General features: G+C 46.2%; 16 protein-coding genes. 10 read left to right on the top strand and 6 right to left on the bottom strand.

What is annotated here, in order from left to right:
• Nucleotides 1–4: 4 nt before the first annotated feature.
• Together ABT56_RS06620 and ABT56_RS06615 are read right to left on the bottom strand one after the other, a co-directional pair.
• On the bottom strand, nt 5–1621 hold the full coding sequence (locus tag ABT56_RS06620; RefSeq protein WP_047878171.1) for a peptide ABC transporter substrate-binding protein: 1617 nt from the start codon (nt 1619–1621) through the stop codon (nt 5–7).
• Between the two features lie 132 nt (nt 1622–1753).
• Nucleotides 1754–2593, bottom strand: coding sequence for a CvfB family protein (locus ABT56_RS06615; RefSeq protein ID WP_047878061.1), 840 nt, complete (start codon nt 2591–2593; stop codon nt 1754–1756).
• Between the two features lie 253 nt (nt 2594–2846).
• Between ABT56_RS06615 and ABT56_RS06610 the strand changes: the two genes are divergently transcribed.
• From ABT56_RS06610 to ABT56_RS06600, 3 genes are all read left to right on the top strand, one after another.
• Nucleotides 2847–4205, top strand: a complete 1359-nt coding sequence (locus tag ABT56_RS06610; protein ID WP_047878060.1) for a hypothetical protein — start codon at nt 2847–2849, stop codon at nt 4203–4205.
• Nucleotides 4206–4298: 93 nt separating this feature from the next.
• Nucleotides 4299–5765, top strand: a complete 1467-nt coding sequence (locus tag ABT56_RS06605) for a protein adenylyltransferase SelO (RefSeq protein ID WP_420835122.1) — start codon at nt 4299–4301, stop codon at nt 5763–5765.
• A gap of 160 nt (nt 5766–5925) precedes the next feature.
• On the top strand, nt 5926–6951 hold the full coding sequence (locus ABT56_RS06600) for an acyltransferase (RefSeq protein WP_047878058.1): 1026 nt from the start codon (nt 5926–5928) through the stop codon (nt 6949–6951).
• 111 nt (nt 6952–7062) lie between these two features.
• Here ABT56_RS06600 and ABT56_RS06595 read toward each other — a convergent pair whose 3' ends face one another.
• Nucleotides 7063–7890, bottom strand: coding sequence for a putative PEP-binding protein (locus tag ABT56_RS06595; protein ID WP_240478266.1), 828 nt, complete (start codon nt 7888–7890; stop codon nt 7063–7065).
• 553 nt (nt 7891–8443) lie between these two features.
• Between ABT56_RS06595 and ABT56_RS06590 the strand changes: the two genes are divergently transcribed.
• The 6 genes from ABT56_RS06590 (at nt 8444) to ABT56_RS06565 (ending at nt 13860) form a co-directional block, all read left to right on the top strand.
• Complete coding sequence (locus tag ABT56_RS06590) at nt 8444–9505, top strand: 3-deoxy-7-phosphoheptulonate synthase (protein WP_047878056.1); 1062 nt, start codon at nt 8444–8446, stop codon at nt 9503–9505.
• 58 nt (nt 9506–9563) lie between these two features.
• Nucleotides 9564–10046 (top strand): YajQ family cyclic di-GMP-binding protein, encoded by a 483-nt coding sequence (locus tag ABT56_RS06585; protein WP_047878055.1) that lies wholly within the window; start codon nt 9564–9566, stop codon nt 10044–10046.
• Between the two features lie 589 nt (nt 10047–10635).
• Nucleotides 10636–11928 carry a serine/threonine transporter gene (locus ABT56_RS06580; protein WP_047878054.1) on the top strand — a complete coding sequence of 431 codons (1293 nt, stop codon included), beginning with the start codon at nt 10636–10638 and terminating at the stop codon, nt 11926–11928.
• Between the two features lie 108 nt (nt 11929–12036).
• The gene (locus ABT56_RS06575; protein ID WP_047878053.1) at nt 12037–12645 is read left to right on the top strand and encodes a DNA-J related domain-containing protein; all 609 of its coding nucleotides are present in this window, start codon (nt 12037–12039) and stop codon (nt 12643–12645) included.
• Nucleotides 12646–12755: 110 nt separating this feature from the next.
• Entirely contained in the window at nt 12756–13322 is a 567-nt protein-coding gene (locus ABT56_RS06570; RefSeq protein WP_047878052.1) for a sugar O-acetyltransferase, read from the top strand.
• Nucleotides 13323–13521: 199 nt separating this feature from the next.
• Nucleotides 13522–13860: a hypothetical protein gene (locus ABT56_RS06565; RefSeq protein WP_047878051.1), complete on the top strand. Its 339-nt coding sequence runs from the start codon at nt 13522–13524 to the stop codon at nt 13858–13860.
• Nucleotides 13861–14016: 156 nt separating this feature from the next.
• Here ABT56_RS06565 and ABT56_RS06560 read toward each other — a convergent pair whose 3' ends face one another.
• From ABT56_RS06560 to ABT56_RS06550, 3 genes are all read right to left on the bottom strand, one after another.
• On the bottom strand, nt 14017–14676 hold the full coding sequence (locus ABT56_RS06560; RefSeq protein WP_053062397.1) for a CatB-related O-acetyltransferase: 660 nt from the start codon (nt 14674–14676) through the stop codon (nt 14017–14019).
• A 208-nt stretch (nt 14677–14884) separates the two neighbouring features.
• A complete protein-coding gene (locus tag ABT56_RS06555; protein WP_047878050.1) occupies nt 14885–15316 on the bottom strand; it encodes a GNAT family N-acetyltransferase in 432 nt (143 codons plus the stop codon).
• Nucleotides 15317–15517: 201 nt separating this feature from the next.
• Nucleotides 15518–15805, bottom strand: coding sequence for a hypothetical protein (locus ABT56_RS06550; protein WP_047878049.1), 288 nt, complete (start codon nt 15803–15805; stop codon nt 15518–15520).
• 95 nt (nt 15806–15900) lie between these two features.
• Here ABT56_RS06550 and ABT56_RS06545 point away from each other — a divergent pair, with 95 nt between their 5' ends.
• Complete coding sequence (locus ABT56_RS06545) at nt 15901–16086, top strand: hypothetical protein (protein WP_053062396.1); 186 nt, start codon at nt 15901–15903, stop codon at nt 16084–16086.
• Nucleotides 16087–16150: the final 64 nt, after the last annotated feature.

Below are 16150 nucleotides of genomic sequence, written 5' to 3'. Positions count from 1 at the left end.
ATCATCACTTTATAATATAAAGATCACGCGTATAGCGGGCCTCTGCGGCATTAGTCTTCGAGTAGCCCCCCACCTTGGTGCTCTTCAGTACCGAGCGGGTATAGTGATAGAGAGGAATTGCTGGCATTTCATCTGCGAATATTTGTTCAGCCTGCTGATAGAAGGCATTGCGGTTTTCGTTATCGGCCGCCAGTATAGCCTTCCCCATCACCTCGTCATACTCTGCGTTTGACCACTTGGCGTAATTCATCCCTGTTGATTCAAAATATGACAGAAATGTCGATGCCTCGTTGTAGTCCCCCATCCAAGCATAGCGGGCGACAGAAAAATCTTGCTGTACGAGTTTTTGCAAGAATGTCTTCCACTCTTGGTTTGCAAGATTCACATGTGCCCCTAGTGCCTTTTTCCACATAGAAGACATGACTACAGCTAGCTTCTTATGCGACTCCGAAGTGTTATATACAAGCTCAAACTCTAACGGGTTGTCCTTGCCATAACCGGCTTTTTCCAACAGGGCTACCGCCTGTTTCTCTCGTTGTTTCTGCTTAAGCTCCCCCCATGCGAGATCAGGAGCGTTAAAACCATCAACCGATGGCGGTGTCACACCATAAGCGGGCAGCTGCCCCTGCCCAAGGATCACCTTTGTGACAACGTCACGATCTATAGCGTACGCCAAGGCCTTACGCACATCAGCATTATCAAACGGCGGCTTATGAACATTAAACAAATAATAATAAGTACCGAGAGCTGGCATGGTGATCAATTCATCTGGGCGCTGCTTCTTGATGGCGTTGTACTGCTCAAGCGGAAAAGAAGAGGTAATATGAATTTCCCCAGTACGGAAACGGTTATATTCGGCTGTTAAGTCCGCCACAGGCAAATAGGTAACGTTATTAATCACCGTTTTATCGTTGTTCCAGTACTGTGGGTTACGCTCAAGCACAATACGTTCGTTCAATACCCATTCCTTGAGTTTATAGGCACTGCTGGTCACGATATTTTCAGGCTTGGTCCATGCATCGCCATGCGCCTTAATGGCAGGCGCATAGACTGGAAATGTCGACTCGTGCACCAGCATTTTGACAAAATGCGGAACAGGTTTATCAAGGGTGATTTGCACAACCTTGTCGTCGATCGCCTTCACCCCAAGCTGGTCAGGTGCAAGTTTACCGCCACTAATCGCAGCCGCATTCTGAATATGGGCCGTAGAATAATACCACGCATAAGGCGCACCGGTTTTCGGGTCGATAACGCGCTTGAAACTATATTCAAAATCAGCGGCAGTGATAGGCTCACCATTCGACCACTTTATGCCGTCGCGTAAATAAAAAGTATAAACCTTACCATCATCAGAGACATCCCAACGTGAAGCCAGAGCCGGTATTACCTCGCCCTCAGGGGTTTGGGTGACCAAGCCCTCAAACATATCGGTAATCACCCGAGAGCTGGCATTATCAGACGAAAAATTCGGGTCTAACGTCGGGACTTCGTCACCATTGCCCCGCACTAAGTCCTGCACACTGGCGAGCTCTACCCCTGTTGGAACATTGGCGGCCCAAACAGCTGGAACTGATAACATCGCAATTGCCGTCGCAATCACCGTTAGCTTACATCCTTGCATATCCATATCCTTATGGTCATCGAAAGCCACCAACATACACATTTTCAGACTGCCAGACCATATTAATGGTCAAAAAAAAACCAGTGATAATCACTGGCTTTTCTCTGTTTTTACAGCTTATTCCAACAATAATTAATTGTCGTTTAGGCGAATACCATCACGCTCGATAATGATCATGCCTTTCTTGTATAGGCCACCAATGGTCTTTTTGAACGTCGCCTTGCTGGTACGGAATTCTTTGAAGATCGCTTCAGGGGTTGACTTGTCGCTCAACGGCACAAAGCCACCTTTACGCTCAAGGGTAGAAAGGATCTTATCAGACAAATCATCCACCTTGGCACGACCAGCTTTTTGAAGCGACAGGTTGATCTTGCCATCCGGACGGATCTCTTTGATGTACGCCTTCAGCTTCTTGCCTGGGAACAGTTTACCGAACGACTCGGTCTTAAACAGAAGACCCCAATGTTGGCCTTCGATTACCGCCTTGTAGCCCAGATCCGTCACTTCTGCGATCTGTACTTGTACTTCGTCGCCCACTTTGTAACGCGCTGGGGTCTTGTCTAGGAAACGGTTAAACTTCGTTGAACCAACAATACGGCCTGATGCCTTGTCTGTATAGATGTGGACCATGATTTCCTGACCCACTTCCAAACGGCGGCGCTGCTCGCTGAACGGAACCAGCAGGTCTTTCTGCAATCCCCAATCAACAAAAGCACCCACGCCGCAGATACCTACAACGCGTAGCAGAGCAAAATCACCGACGATTGCCGTCGGCTTCTCGGTCGTTGCGATAACATCATCTTCAGAATCGAAGTAGACAAATACCTCAAGCTTATCCCCCAGTTCAGTGCCGGCAGGAACACCCGATTTTGGCAACAAAATATTGCCAAAGTCTTCACCACCATCAAGAAAAACGCCAAAATCTACCAGTTTGACGACTTCTAATGTGTTGTATTGTCCAATTTTGATCATTGCTTTCGACACTCTCGGAAACTTAGTTACACCAGCTCAAGGAATAGCAGGTATTCATCATAATATCAGGGAGCATATTATACGTGATGTTTGTTCAAGACGCCTGACCTATCTTCATTTTATTGTTTAGTTTTTCAACCACCGAGCATTCCGGCAACAAATACTGCTGCTATTTCACTGTTTATTCATCTAAAATTAACCCGAAAAATTTAAGCTCACTGTTATTAATGTTATCCAGAGGTATGGAAATAGAGTGATCACTGTTGAAAAGAAAGACGGCCATAAACTGAAAATCTCCCATGTCATTCAGGAAACCACCAACCGACAGCTTGACCTCTATATTTTTGTGCCAGGCGAGCTGGGACTCAACAGCCATATCATCACCGAGGATGAGTTTTTCCATAACGCCATCCAAGGTAAACGCACCTATTACAGTGATATAAACCACCTACCTCTTGTACACAGCCGCCTTGCCAGCCGAGGAAAGCTATCCACGGAGCAATACCGACTCAGCTTGAGCCTATATGCCTACCAGTATGCACTGGCACTGGAAAAAACTACCCAGCTCCTTCTTGATGATCGCGAAGAGCGTACGCTCGAAGAAGTGGAAGATGTTGCCAAGCTGACCCGCCGTATCCTCAAGCGACTACGCCGAAGCGTACCGACTGACGATAAACTGCAAAAGTACTACGAGAATATCGATAACTACCTCAGCTGGTACACAGAGCAACGATTGCTCGAGCTCGTTGCCCACCTGCCTCGCAGCAGCGATTACAGTGAAATCAAAAAACTACTGCTTGAGGTATGTGAAAAAGAGTCTACCCACCGGATAGAGAATAACTACAACTCTAGCCGAGCGATGGCCGACCCAACCCGGATGTCGAACAAAATGCGCTTACTGCGACGCTTGATTGAATACCCGGTCACGATGAAAGAGAAAACCATCGAGCTAGGCAGTACAACCCGTAAAGTTGTCACCGGCTTTGCCGCCGGTTTTGTGATGATTTTCGTTACCTTGATGCTCATTCAAGCGCGTGGTGTACTGGGCGATATTACCGCCTCGTTTATCTTGGTTCTTTCATTTATCTATGCGGCCCGCGAAGTCTTCAAAGACGACCTTAAATCGATGCTATGGCGTTGGGTACGCAAGGGTAAGCCAAAGTGGCGCAAGCAATTTTTCGACGTCAACTCTAACCAGCTCATCGGCCGTCAGCTGGAATGGATGGAATATTGCAGCTATAAGAGCTTGGATGAGGAAATCCGCAAAGTCCGACGCCACACGGTTTCACAGCGTGAAGAAACCATTTTGCACTATAAAAGCACAACTCGGATGTCTCCGACCAAGTTCTTGACCGGTTATGAAGAAACGCGAGAGTCAATCATGCTTAACCTTCGCGATATTACTCGGTTAATGGAAAAAGGCTCGCAGAAGATCTATCAGGTAAAAGACGGGCAAGTCACCCGGGAATCGGTCGAAAAACGGCATTTGTTTAACCTCATCACCCGCGAGAGAGATGAAGATCAAACCGTTCGAATCCAACGCTGGAAAGTGATCATGAACCGTTCCAAAATTGTCGATATCGAAGCGATCGAAAGCAAAGAGTCGGCTTGATAACCCTACAATTAGTCCGTTGTAACTGCTGCTATTCTCAGCCAAACTGAAACTGTACTTGGCTGAGAATAATAGCAGAATATGATGAAAACCTTGTCCCAATGGGTATTTAACAACACTTTCCTCACCTTGCCCGAAGGCTTTGGCACTCCGGTATCCCCACAGCCGCTCACCCAGCCGTTTCTGATCAGTGTTAACCCACAAGTGTGCCGAACCCTTGATCTCGACCCCAAATCTGCCAAGCATCCAGACTTTATCAATATATTTACCGGCAATGACCAACTGGCCGGATTCGCCCCATTCGCCATGAAATATACCGGCCATCAATTTGGGCAATACAACCCAGATCTGGGTGATGGGCGTGGGCTGTTAATGGGTGAGGTCATCAATAATGCAGGCGAGAAATGGGATATTCACCTCAAAGGCTCGGGTATCACCCCCTACTCTCGAATGGGTGACGGGCGTGCCGTTTTACGATCATGCATTCGGGAATACCTTGCCAGTGCCGCCATGCATGGATTGGGGATTGCAACAACCCATGCCCTTGCGGTGCTATCCAGCGACACACCGGTTTACCGCGAAGATGTCGAACGAGGCTCAACCTTGGTTCGAGTTACAGAAAGCCATCTTCGTTTTGGCCATTTTGAATATCTTTTCTATACCGGACAACATGACAAAATAGCGACATTGGCTGATTACCTGATCACGCACCACTTCCCCGATTTGGCCAAACTAGACTCCCAGAACCGATATCAGGCAATGTTCAAGTTAATCGTAACACGTACCGCACACATGATTGCCGATTGGCAAGCAGTCGGATTTGCTCACGGGGTAATGAACACGGATAACATGTCCGTGCTAGGGCTGACGCTTGACTACGGGCCGTTTGGGTTTCTTGATGACTATGAGCCCGGGTATATTTGTAACCACTCTGACTATACGGGCCGATATGCTTTCAATCGCCAACCTAGCATCGCATTATGGAATCTGTCAGCTCTTGGCTACGCGTTGAGCTCTCTTATCGACAAACAACAGATTGAAACGGTTCTTGATACCTACGAGCCCACCCTGCAGGCAGCATACAATATTAATATGCAGCGAAAACTCGGTCTTGATGCCCCGTCCGTTACAGATGCGCAGTTATATGAAGAGCTATTTGCACTATTGGCATCACAACACGTCGACTATACCCTGTTCTTCCGGACTCTAAGCCATATTGCCCAACCAGATATCCCACAGTCAGCCTCACAATTTCGCACGCTGTTTAGCCAACTCCCCCCTCTAGAACATTGGCTAAAACACTATGCACAAAGATTAACCCTACAAACAAGCAGCGACGAACAGCGCCGCAACATCATGCTGAATAACAACCCCAAATACATATTGAGAAACTACCTTGCCCAACAGGCGATTGAAAAAGCAGAGCATGGGGATGTCAGTATGATCAATGATCTCCTGATTGCGCTCAGCACTCCCTTTGATGAGCAGCCGCACTTCGAATCGCTGGCAGCAATGCCACCAGCATGGGGGAAGAAAATCATAATTAGCTGTTCATCTTGAAAACACGCCAAAATAAGAACGGTGTTAATTTATAAAATATAGAGTTGGTTCACGAAACGAAAAAAGAATCGAGGAATTTAAGAAGAATACAACCCAAAACATGGCGTATTGTTCTCAAATATTGGTAAATTCATGGCAGTTTTCTCTCAATCTTGACGCTATGAACACAAATCGTATTACCAGTTTTGATGCAGGCAGAGTCATTGCACTATTTGCCGTCATTACCATCCACTGCCAACTCTTTAAAACCGCCCCGCTGATCAATGGGGAGCCATGGGTTGGATTAGTCCTAAACCAACTCAGTCGTTTTGCTGTTCCCCTATTTTTTATTCTGGCTGGCTATTTTATTGCCCCAAAACTTAAAGATGCGCCTTTTCCAACGTTAAAAAAATATGGCCAGCCACTCCTTAAAGTCTGGCTGGCTTGGAGTGTGATCTACCTCGTTTCGCCATTTAATTTCGATACCCTGATCAAACAAGGCTACTTTGCCGAGCGCATGGGTTACTGGCAATATTTGCTTTCTCAACCACTTAATACCTTGTTTGAAGGCGGAATGGTCCACCTTTGGTACATTCCTGGGTTGCTATCTGGCCTGTTTGTTATCGCCCTTTGCTTTAAATACAAGGTGCCGCACACAGCAATCGTTGCAATTGCCGTCATTATTTACCTATACGGGCTAATGGGGGGCAGCTATACCGCAGTTTTCCATATTGACCCACCGATTTTCACCCGGAATGGTCCTTTTATGAGTACCTTGATGCTGGGTATCGGCATATGGCTAAGGATCAACAATACCCGCTGCCGTTTGGCCGTTGCGGCAACAATTACCTTAATTGGAGTCCTGCTTCATTTCGGCGAGGCTATGTTCCTGCTCCGCTTTGATATGCCATTCAACGAACACGATTTTTTATTTGGCACACCAATTTGGGCAACCGGGCTATTTCTAATGCTACTTAGCCGCCCTCAATTTGGATCATTTCCAGCACTCCCTTATTTAAGCCAACAGGTATTGGGCGTTTACCTTTGCCACATACTCATCATTATCTATTTGATGAACCTGCTGCCCATGCTCGGGGTCAGCGGCTATACCAATGAGATAGCTCGCTGGATACTCGCCTGCATTATCAGTTACGGTGTCGTCAGCCTGATCGACAAAACAGCACTCAAAAAACTTCTGCTCAGATAAAGCAGGATCATCAATGATCCCGCATGATCCAATGCAAATAAAAACCGGCTACTGCCGGTTTTTCTCATTCAGGGGTTATCTTCGCCACTTACCGCAGCTGCCCAAACATCACTAAGGTGTCATTACCGATGAAACACCATGATCTTTCAGCCATGACTGCAAATGTGCCGATGTTGTGATATGGCGACTTACAATGGAACACGGTTTATTTACAGCGTGAGTCGCCAATAGTAACTGCCTAACCAAAAGTAAAATGGCCTCATTGCGATCATCATATAAATAGTCGAGCTTGGGATGTGATTCATCAAGCCCCAGCGCAAACTGGGCCAATTGGTCAATATCAACCACTACACCATCAAAATATTGCAAGAACGTTTCCGCCAGCAACGCATTGGCTGGTAGCTGGGCACACAAATGTATTTTCAACCCGCCCACTCCGCGTGCTAATCCTTGCTCTGCCAATAAATCACAGACTGTCGCCGCTTCGCTAAAGGTACGAACAAAAGGTAGCACCAACTCTATACCGGTACTCCCCAGCTTGGATTGGGCTCGTTTAACCGCTTCGCATTCCAGTTCAAAGGCCTTACGTCGACTTTGTTCAGCAAAGCGAGAAACACCACGCAGACCAATCAGCGGGTTAATCTCTAACTCTTCCATTTCGGCTCCCAGCAATCCCTTGCGCTGGTGGGAGTCTGCGCCGCTCAGACAGACCAGCAACGGTTCTTCACCATACTGCTCTGCCGTGCGGATAATTTTCTGGGCTATTGCCTCTACCCAAAACTCCGCAGGGCTATTCTCGGTTTGCGCCAATAGCTGTTGCTGGGTAGAACCAGGCAATTGTTCGGGATATGCTATCGCATAAGGATGCATACCCACCTCTTGAACCAATCCATCCAGCGAGAGCATTCCTACCGGATAGTTTTCCTTCCCCAGTTGCACTGTTGAACACACTACTTTTTTTAACTGTATATCTGACTGAACACTGTTTGTCATAACGCACCGCTACTACTTCAGTAAAGGCTGCACAAAGGCAGGCTTAAGGACAGGGCTAATCAGGAAGAGGTTATATCTGGCAAGGGGGCATTGCCGCGCCAATCACCGCATATGCTCACCAACAATCGCAATACGGGCAATGATCCTTGCGCACGAGCTGTAACACTTCCATGTTTGCTGTATTGCAATCCGACAGGAGATTCATGCAAAACAGCGGCAACCTCAACATACCTAGACATAGCATTTGGTGCAAGTTGCCTCGGAGACAAAACAATGCTTATGCATTTGTTTTGCATCTATATCGCAAGAAAATGCATGCAACCACTCATTAAACGTCTAAAAAAGCATCGAATCATGAACTTGCTTGCTAAAATCAGTGTGTTGGCTGCATAAAACCAAATAAAAAATTAAGCTAAATCACAAGTTTGGTTTATTCCTGCCGACAATTGGGCTATCTTTACGCGTCATTAATTTTGTAACACCGAGATAGGCAACGAATATGCCAATGAAAACAGATGAACTCCGCACGGTCAGCCTTGGCCCAATGCCAACGCCTGCAGAGGTTGAAGCCGCTTACCCTACAACCGATGAAATAGCGCAGCATATTGCCAGCGCCCGTCGCCAAGTTGAAGCGATTTTAACCGGGAATGACTCGCGTCTTCTGGTGATCGTTGGCCCTTGTTCGGTGCACGATCCAGACGCCGCCCTAGATTACGCCAAGCGCCTGCTTGATATGCAAAAGAAATACAATGACGAGCTTTTTATCGTCATGCGTACCTATTTCGAAAAGCCACGTACGGTAGTTGGCTGGAAAGGGCTGGTTTCCGACCCTAACCTCGACGGCAGCCTAGATCTGGTCAAAGGCCTGCATACTGCCCGTAAGCTATTGGTGGATATCAACCAACTTGGCATGCCCACTGCTACCGAATTTCTGGATATGATCACCGGTCAGTACATCGCCGACCTTATTTCATGGGGCGCTATTGGCGCACGCACCACCGAATCTCAAATCCACCGTGAAATGGCTTCGGCACTTTCCTGCCCTGTCGGGTTCAAAAACGGCACAGACGGCAATATCAAAATCGCCGTTGATGCAATTCGGGCAACACGCGAACCACATATCTTTTGCTCGCCGTCTAAAAATGGTGAGATGACTATCTACCGTACATCCGGCAACCCTTATGGGCACGTTATCCTACGCGGCGGCAAGATGCCGAACTACCATGCCAGTGATGTTGAAACAGCCTGTACGACTATCGGCGAGTTTGGCTTGCCTGAACGACTGATCGTCGACTTTAGCCACGGTAACTGCCAGAAACAGCACAAGCGCCAGTTGGACGTTGCTGCCGATATCTGCCAGCAGCTTGAAAGCGGCAGCCGCTATATTGCCGGCATCATGGCCGAGAGCTTCATCGAAGAAGGCAATCAGGCAGTTGATCCAACCCAGCTTGACCAGCTAACCTATGGCCAGTCTATTACAGACCCTTGTATCCACTGGGCAGATACCGTCACCATGCTGGATATGCTAGCCAGCGCGGTAAAACGCGCCAATAATCAATAATGACTATTTGCCCAGTGGCTAATGACTGGGCTTTTCTCTAACGAACTAGGATTTTCCAATGCCATCTTTTGACATTGTTTCTGAAGTAAATACCGTCGAACTAAAAAACGCCGTTGATAACTCCAACCGCGAACTGGCAACCCGTTTTGATTTCCGTAATGTTGATGCCGAATTCAGCATCAACAAAGAACTCGTTAAAGTGAGTGCCGAGTCAGACTTCCAAATCAACCAGATGATGGATATCTTGCGCAACAACCTCTCCAAGCGTGGTGTTGATGCCCGAGCAATGGAACTTAAAGACATTGTTCACTCAGGCAAGACGTTCTACCAGGAAGTTCAGTTCAAGCAAGGTATCGACAGCCTGACCGCCAAGAAAGTGGTTAAGCTAATCAAAGACAGCAAAATCAAAGTTCAGGCAGCCATCCAAGGCGACAAAGTGCGTGCAACAGGCAAGAAGCGCGACGACCTGCAAGCGGTTATGGCTCTGCTACGCGAAGCAGATATGGGCCAGCCATTCCAGTTCGAAAACTTCCGCGACTAACCGCAGAGTGACACGATCTCAATCTAACGGGAGGCATTCGCCTCCCGTTTTCTTATCTTTATCCCCGCTTTAAGCCCTTTTTCCGACCAACTTGTTTTTTGGCGCATTTTTAGTTAAATCTTCACAATCCCGCGAAGTGCTTAACAAACCGTTATTTTTGATTATATTTGCCGTTAGCACTAATGATTAGGGTTCAACACATATGCATGTTATTTGCGCAAACAGACCAGCCAAGAGATAAATTCCATAGTTGAAGTACGGATAATCCCCTATACTTGCCGCCGTCCTATCTAGGGTTCCATTTGTAGATTTAAAGGTTAAATATTTAGAGATATCGGGCAGGAAAATAATAAGTAGCTTTGAACTGCATGGATAGAGCACCAATCGAATTAGGACGTCATGAATGATTTTCCAGATCATTCCCTCTCATATTGCTTCTTACCGTTCCATCTGACTGGCTGAAGCCGGTTCAGCTTTCTGCTCATATTCCTTTGTCGTCTATTGCAAACTAGCGGCAAAGCAAGGAAGAAACACAGCGAGAACCCTTTGAGGGCTATATATACACATACCTTAAAAGGAGATGTCCATAATGGACACTGTGAAAAACAATACTGTTCAATCACAAACAACATCAAAAGCCAAACTTGGCTGGAGTAAAAGCGATACAGTATGGGTTCTTGGCCTATACGGTACGGCTGTAGGTGCCGGTACGCTATTCCTGCCAATCAACGCTGGTGTGGGTGGTTTGATCCCACTACTCGTTATGGCGATTCTAGCACTGCCAATGACATACTTCGCACACCGTGGTATGACTCGTTTCGTGCTATCTAGCTCCAACCCGGGCGCTGACATTACTGAAGTTGTTGAAGAACACTTTGGTGCCGGCATGGGTAAAGTCATCACTTTGCTTTACTTTTTTGCGATTTACCCAATTTTGCTGGTATACAGCGTTGCACTGACCAACACTGTAGAAAGCTTCATGCAATACCAACTAGGTATCGAACCACCAGCCCGTATCTGGTTGGCGCTGATGCTAATTGTTGGCCTAATGGCGATTGTTCGTCTAGGTGAGCAGCTAATCGTAAAAGCAATGAGCGTGCTGGTTTTCCCGTTTGTTGCGGTTTTGGTTATGCTAGCACTATACCTAGTTCCTTACTGGAACGGTGCTATCTTCGACAACATCATCCCAGCTGATGGCGGTGTAACTACCATTTTCATGGCAGTTTGGCTAATCCTTCCTGTTATGGTTTTCTCATTCAACCACTCACCAGTGATCTCTTCTTTTGCTGTTGCCAAGCAAAAAGAGTACGGTGCGGATGCAGAAAAACAGTGTTCACGCATTCTGGCTCGCAGCCACGTAATGATGGTCGTAACTGTTATGTTCTTCGTGTTCAGCTGTGTGCTGAGCCTGTCTCCTGCTAACCTTGCAGAAGCCAAAGCACAGAACGTATCTATCCTGACTTACCTGTCTAACCACTTCCAGACACCTATGATTGCTTATGCAGCGCCTATCGTTGCTATCATTGCTATCACCAAGTCATTCCTTGGCCACTACCTTGGCGCAAGTGAAGGTCTAAATGGTTTGATGCTGAAAGTTGCTCGCAGCAACGGTAAAGAAGTTAGCTCTAAAACGCTGAACACTATCACCGCTGTATTCATGCTACTGACAACTTGGGCTGTTGCCACTATCAACCCAAGCATCTTGGGTATGATCGAAAGCCTAGGCGGCCCAGTTATCGCCATGCTGCTATTCATCATGCCAATGTACGCAATCAAGAAAGTACCGTCTATGCGCCAGTACTCTGGTGCAATCAGCAACGTATTTGTTGTGATTATCGGTCTGATTTCTATTTCAGCAATCTTCTACTCACTGGCACAATAAGTCATTGTGTAGAGACTGAACAAAAGTACTGATTAATAAGGCCATCATTTGATGGCCTTTTTTCTTTTTGTTAGTCTGCCTCTCTCTTATCGCTTACTGCCACTTCCTATGACTCAGCCCCATCAAACAGACAATCCGCTCACCTGGCCTCTTATGAGCCTGTTACAGCAGCAACCACAGGGGTGGAAAATCCATACTCTGGCTACCGCATTGCGCGAAAAAGATCTTCTCGGTTCCCTTGACGACGATCCGCTGCAAGACCTATTCAAAGCCAACTTCTTGATCATGAATGCCCTATTTCAGCTTAGGGAACTATTGCTTCCCCAACAGTGGCTCTCTATTTCATCCATGCAGATTGAGCTCTCCTCCACCGCAGATGGCCCATTACCGGCTATCGACGACCCACTCGCCGATTATTATCTCAACTGGACGCATTACAACACCGATAACCATGAGATAGATAAGCTACTGGATCACTTCTGGCAACGTTACCAGCACCATATTGATGGCTCAGGCAACATAACGGGCTGTTACTCTGTCGACGCGCGCAATGCCGATCTGGCCTCGCTCGACCTAGAGCCCGATGCATCATCAGAGACCATACGCCGCCAATGGCGCCGCTTGGCCCTGCGCTGGCATCCTGACCGCCCCAATGGCGACAATGACCGGTTCCGCCAACTGTGTGCCGCATGGCAGCGCTTGAGGCAAACCGCCTAAATGATCAAAGCCATGCGTACCAGAGTAAGCAGAGGTTTCAATCAACTGATGAATATCAGGCCGAATAATATTATGCTGATGCATTCTCAATAACGGACAAATTAGAAAAAATGACCGAATTCGAAAAGATGCTCGCAGGCGAAGACTTCGATGGCGGAGATCAAGGCATCAACCACATTCGCGACAACGCAGCCAACCTGTTGATGACTATTAATCAAACCATTGATGAATCTAAACGGGGCGAACTACTCGAACAATTAATGGGCAACATTTCCGCTTCTAGCATTATCCGCTCCCCGTTCTACTGTGAATTCGGTAAGACTATTTTTATAGGCGACAAAACCTTCATCAACATGAATGTCACGATGTTGGATGGCGCGAAAATCACTATCGGAAACAATGTGTTAATCGGGCCAAACACCCAATTCTACTGCGCCAGCCACCCTCTTGACTATCGCAGACGTCGCAACTGGGAAACCAGCTGTGCACCGATAACCATCGAAGATGATGTGTGGATTGGCGGCAATGTTGTTATCAATCAAGGCGTAACTATCGGCGCGCGGTCGGTAATTGCGGCTAACTCAGTGGTCAATGCCGATGTGCCGCCCGACTCTCTTTACGGTGGCACTCCCGCGAAGTTGATCCGCGTTATTCATGAAAATTCAGCCGACGCCTAAAATGCAGAAACGCCCAAAGGTCAGTCACTTTGGGCACTCTTCTCTTTATCGATAACATCTCGCTGGACAGAAGCGAGTTTCAAGTAGCCTAGTGAATGGTCGGAAGTAGCACGGAATTACCGCCTTTATCAACTAAATCCCTACTACGTTGCCCCCTGATAGTGATAAAATCTCCGCACCAGAATTACTGAGAAACTCTATGTTTATCCATCATGTTAACGGCATCGACTGGCTGGTGATTACAGCTTTTGAAGAACTGAAAACGCTATTTATCGAAGATGCGGGTGCGATTCCCTCTTGTTTCTCTACCGCCAGCGAATTGAGCCTAATTGACCAAGCCAAGCGCACTTATGGGTATTTACCTACGCTCAGCGGCGTAATCACCGATACCGGTACTTTTCAAAGCCAGGATAATGAAGAAGATTTGAACCCACAGCTTGCCTGTCTAGTTGAGGGGCGTGGTCGGGTATTTATCTATCACGGCGGTTTTGTGGCTTTTGTCGATGACGAGCAAACCTTTATTACCCGAATGGACTGAAAATTATTTGGTAGGTTCAAATCGACGAATTGTATCTACCACCACAAACAACACACCCATTAGTATATTGAAACGCACAGCTGAAATTTCATCGAATCGGTAGATGGCTTTTAATGCCACGACGTACAACATTCACGATTTCATGATACTTAGCACCTATTCTGCCAATCCATTTTGGATAGCAAATTCCAGCAAACTAGGTATGTCACCTTTTACCAAAATTGGCATTGCTTGTTCAATCGTTTCAACATCCCAATCCCACCATGCAAGCCTCAGTAGTATTTCTTGGTCAACATCATTAAACCTAGTCTTAACTACCTTTGCAGGATTGCCAACCGCTATGCTAAATGGTGGGATATCTGTTGATACTACTGATTTAGAACCAATAATTGAACCATGGCCGATGGACACTCCGGGCATAACAGTAACGTCATAACCTAACCAAACATCATTTCCTATAACAGTATCTTTGTACTTTTTAAATGGGTAGTCTGACAGCGGCAAAGCTTCTGCCCATTTACCACCAAAAACAGCAAATGGATAGGTAGTAATACCCGAAGTGGCATGATTAGCGTCAGGCATTATGAACTGAACGCCGTTAGCAAATGCACAAAATTTTCCGATATAAAGTGAGTTACCTGAAATACCAAAGTTGTACAAAACATTCTTCGTTAAAAAACTTGTCGGGTCTTCAAAATCACTGTAATAGCTATACTCTCCGACATGTACATTGATAACGTCGCTTTCAGCAACAAGTGGCTTCAATAAGACAGTGTTTTTAAAACCTTTAATGGGAAACATGTTGTTCTTATCCATAACTTTACACTCAGTATGATTTGTTTTAATTATCCCACATTCAGCGAAACAATCATTATTGTAACGACAACCACGCAAACAAAATGACAAACAAGGCATAACCATGACATATATGTCTTGATTATTTGTTTTGCGTAACAAACGGAAACGCCCAAAGTTATTAGCTTTGGGCGTTTCTTCTAGCAAACTGGTTACGACAAACCGAGCTTTAAAGTGTCATATGCAGAATTGGAAAAGGTTTTCCCATATCATCAAGAGGTGAGCGAGCAAAAACTTTAAAACCCATATGCTCGTAGAAACCTACTGCTTGTGGATTTTGTTCGTTAACATCGACTTTGGTTGCACCTAACTGCTTTATTGCGTATTGCAGTAGCATCTTACCAACACCCTGCCCTCTTGCCTCGCTTAAGATGAACAGCATTTCAACTTTTGAGTCGTGAATACCCACGAAACCTAAAATTGAACCACTTTCATTTTTTACACATCTTAACGTGACAGCAGGAAAAGCCTGCTCAATGATAATGGGTTTAAAAAACTCAATATCTTCTTCTGTTATGAAGTCATGAGTTGCTCGGACTGAATTTTCCCAAACATTAAGCATTTCTGCGTAATTTTCAGGAAGCACATTTTCTACAATCATCGGATTTTCTCTAAAGTTGACTGAAATTCATGTGCAGCCGCGAGCGAGCATTCTAGCCCCAAGATATACGTATTGTCCACAAATCGCATACCGCTCGATTAACTTGCTGCCAACTACGCAAGACACCAACAGACCACCGTAATCACCAAAGTCAAAGTGAGCTCAAAATGCCACAGGTTGGCAGTCAGGTTGAAGCGATTGTTAAATGCCGTCTACTCTTTCGCACAACCAGTCTTCTTCTACGCTATTTCGACTAGCTATACAACCTGGAGGCATAGTAGCTATCTCGTAAAGAGAAGTATCAAAGGAAACAGCTTGTTCCATACTTACAACAAGCGTATCTGAAGGATTACTAGTAGTACCACACATGAAAGCCCAAGAGTGATCATCCGAATAATGAATCACATGTAAAATGGGGAATCCTTGATCTACTACTTGCTTCGTTATCAATGCTGCTACGTTTTTATCTTGGTCAAAACTCCAAGTCATAATATTTCCTTAGGCATGTAACGAATGACATGGACTCTCCCTCATCCAGTTTCCACTCTTGGTGATCCTGAGTAAGAAAACGTTCGGAGGCCACCATGTCACTTTCAATCTATGGCATTGATTTAGCCAAACATTCATTCAGTATCCACGGCGAAGACGCCAATGGCAACACCCTGATTCACAAAACAATATCTCGAGCAAAGGTACTCACATTCTTTGCCAACTTGCCATCTGCCATTGTCAGAATGGAAGCCAGCTCGGGTTACCCGATGTATGACTAGGGGGCACCCAGTCTGGCCCTGAATAAAACTAGCAGGCAGCGGCGAGACCGCAGTAAGAGACATT

Origin of the sequence: Photobacterium aquae (assembly GCF_001029445.1) — a bacterium.
Taxonomy (GTDB): domain Bacteria; phylum Pseudomonadota; class Gammaproteobacteria; order Enterobacterales; family Vibrionaceae; genus Photobacterium; species Photobacterium aquae.
Note: the sequence above shows the minus strand (reverse complement) of the source record. Positions and strands in the feature narration are given on the sequence as shown.

What these genes read in the sequence shown, in the direction of transcription:
- ABT56_RS06580 (WP_047878054.1), top strand. Translation starts at nt 10,636, where the DNA reads ATGGACACTGTGAAAAACAATACTGTTCAATCACAAACAACATCAAAA.
- ABT56_RS06615 (WP_047878061.1), bottom strand. Translation starts at nt 2,593, where the DNA reads ATGATCAAAATTGGACAATACAACACATTAGAAGTCGTCAAACTGGTA.
- ABT56_RS06545 (WP_053062396.1), top strand. Translation starts at nt 15,901, where the DNA reads ATGTCACTTTCAATCTATGGCATTGATTTAGCCAAACATTCATTCAGT.
- ABT56_RS06550 (WP_047878049.1), bottom strand. Translation starts at nt 15,805, where the DNA reads ATGACTTGGAGTTTTGACCAAGATAAAAACGTAGCAGCATTGATAACG.
- ABT56_RS06570 (WP_047878052.1), top strand. Translation starts at nt 12,756, where the DNA reads ATGACCGAATTCGAAAAGATGCTCGCAGGCGAAGACTTCGATGGCGGA.
- ABT56_RS06600 (WP_047878058.1), top strand. Translation starts at nt 5,926, where the DNA reads ATGAACACAAATCGTATTACCAGTTTTGATGCAGGCAGAGTCATTGCA.
- ABT56_RS06585 (WP_047878055.1), top strand. Translation starts at nt 9,564, where the DNA reads ATGCCATCTTTTGACATTGTTTCTGAAGTAAATACCGTCGAACTAAAA.
- ABT56_RS06565 (WP_047878051.1), top strand. Translation starts at nt 13,522, where the DNA reads ATGTTTATCCATCATGTTAACGGCATCGACTGGCTGGTGATTACAGCT.
- ABT56_RS06555 (WP_047878050.1), bottom strand. Translation starts at nt 15,316, where the DNA reads ATGATTGTAGAAAATGTGCTTCCTGAAAATTACGCAGAAATGCTTAAT.
- ABT56_RS06620 (WP_047878171.1), bottom strand. Translation starts at nt 1,621, where the DNA reads ATGCAAGGATGTAAGCTAACGGTGATTGCGACGGCAATTGCGATGTTA.
- ABT56_RS06560 (WP_053062397.1), bottom strand. Translation starts at nt 14,676, where the DNA reads ATGGATAAGAACAACATGTTTCCCATTAAAGGTTTTAAAAACACTGTC.
- ABT56_RS06575 (WP_047878053.1), top strand. Translation starts at nt 12,037, where the DNA reads ATGACTCAGCCCCATCAAACAGACAATCCGCTCACCTGGCCTCTTATG.
- ABT56_RS06590 (WP_047878056.1), top strand. Translation starts at nt 8,444, where the DNA reads ATGCCAATGAAAACAGATGAACTCCGCACGGTCAGCCTTGGCCCAATG.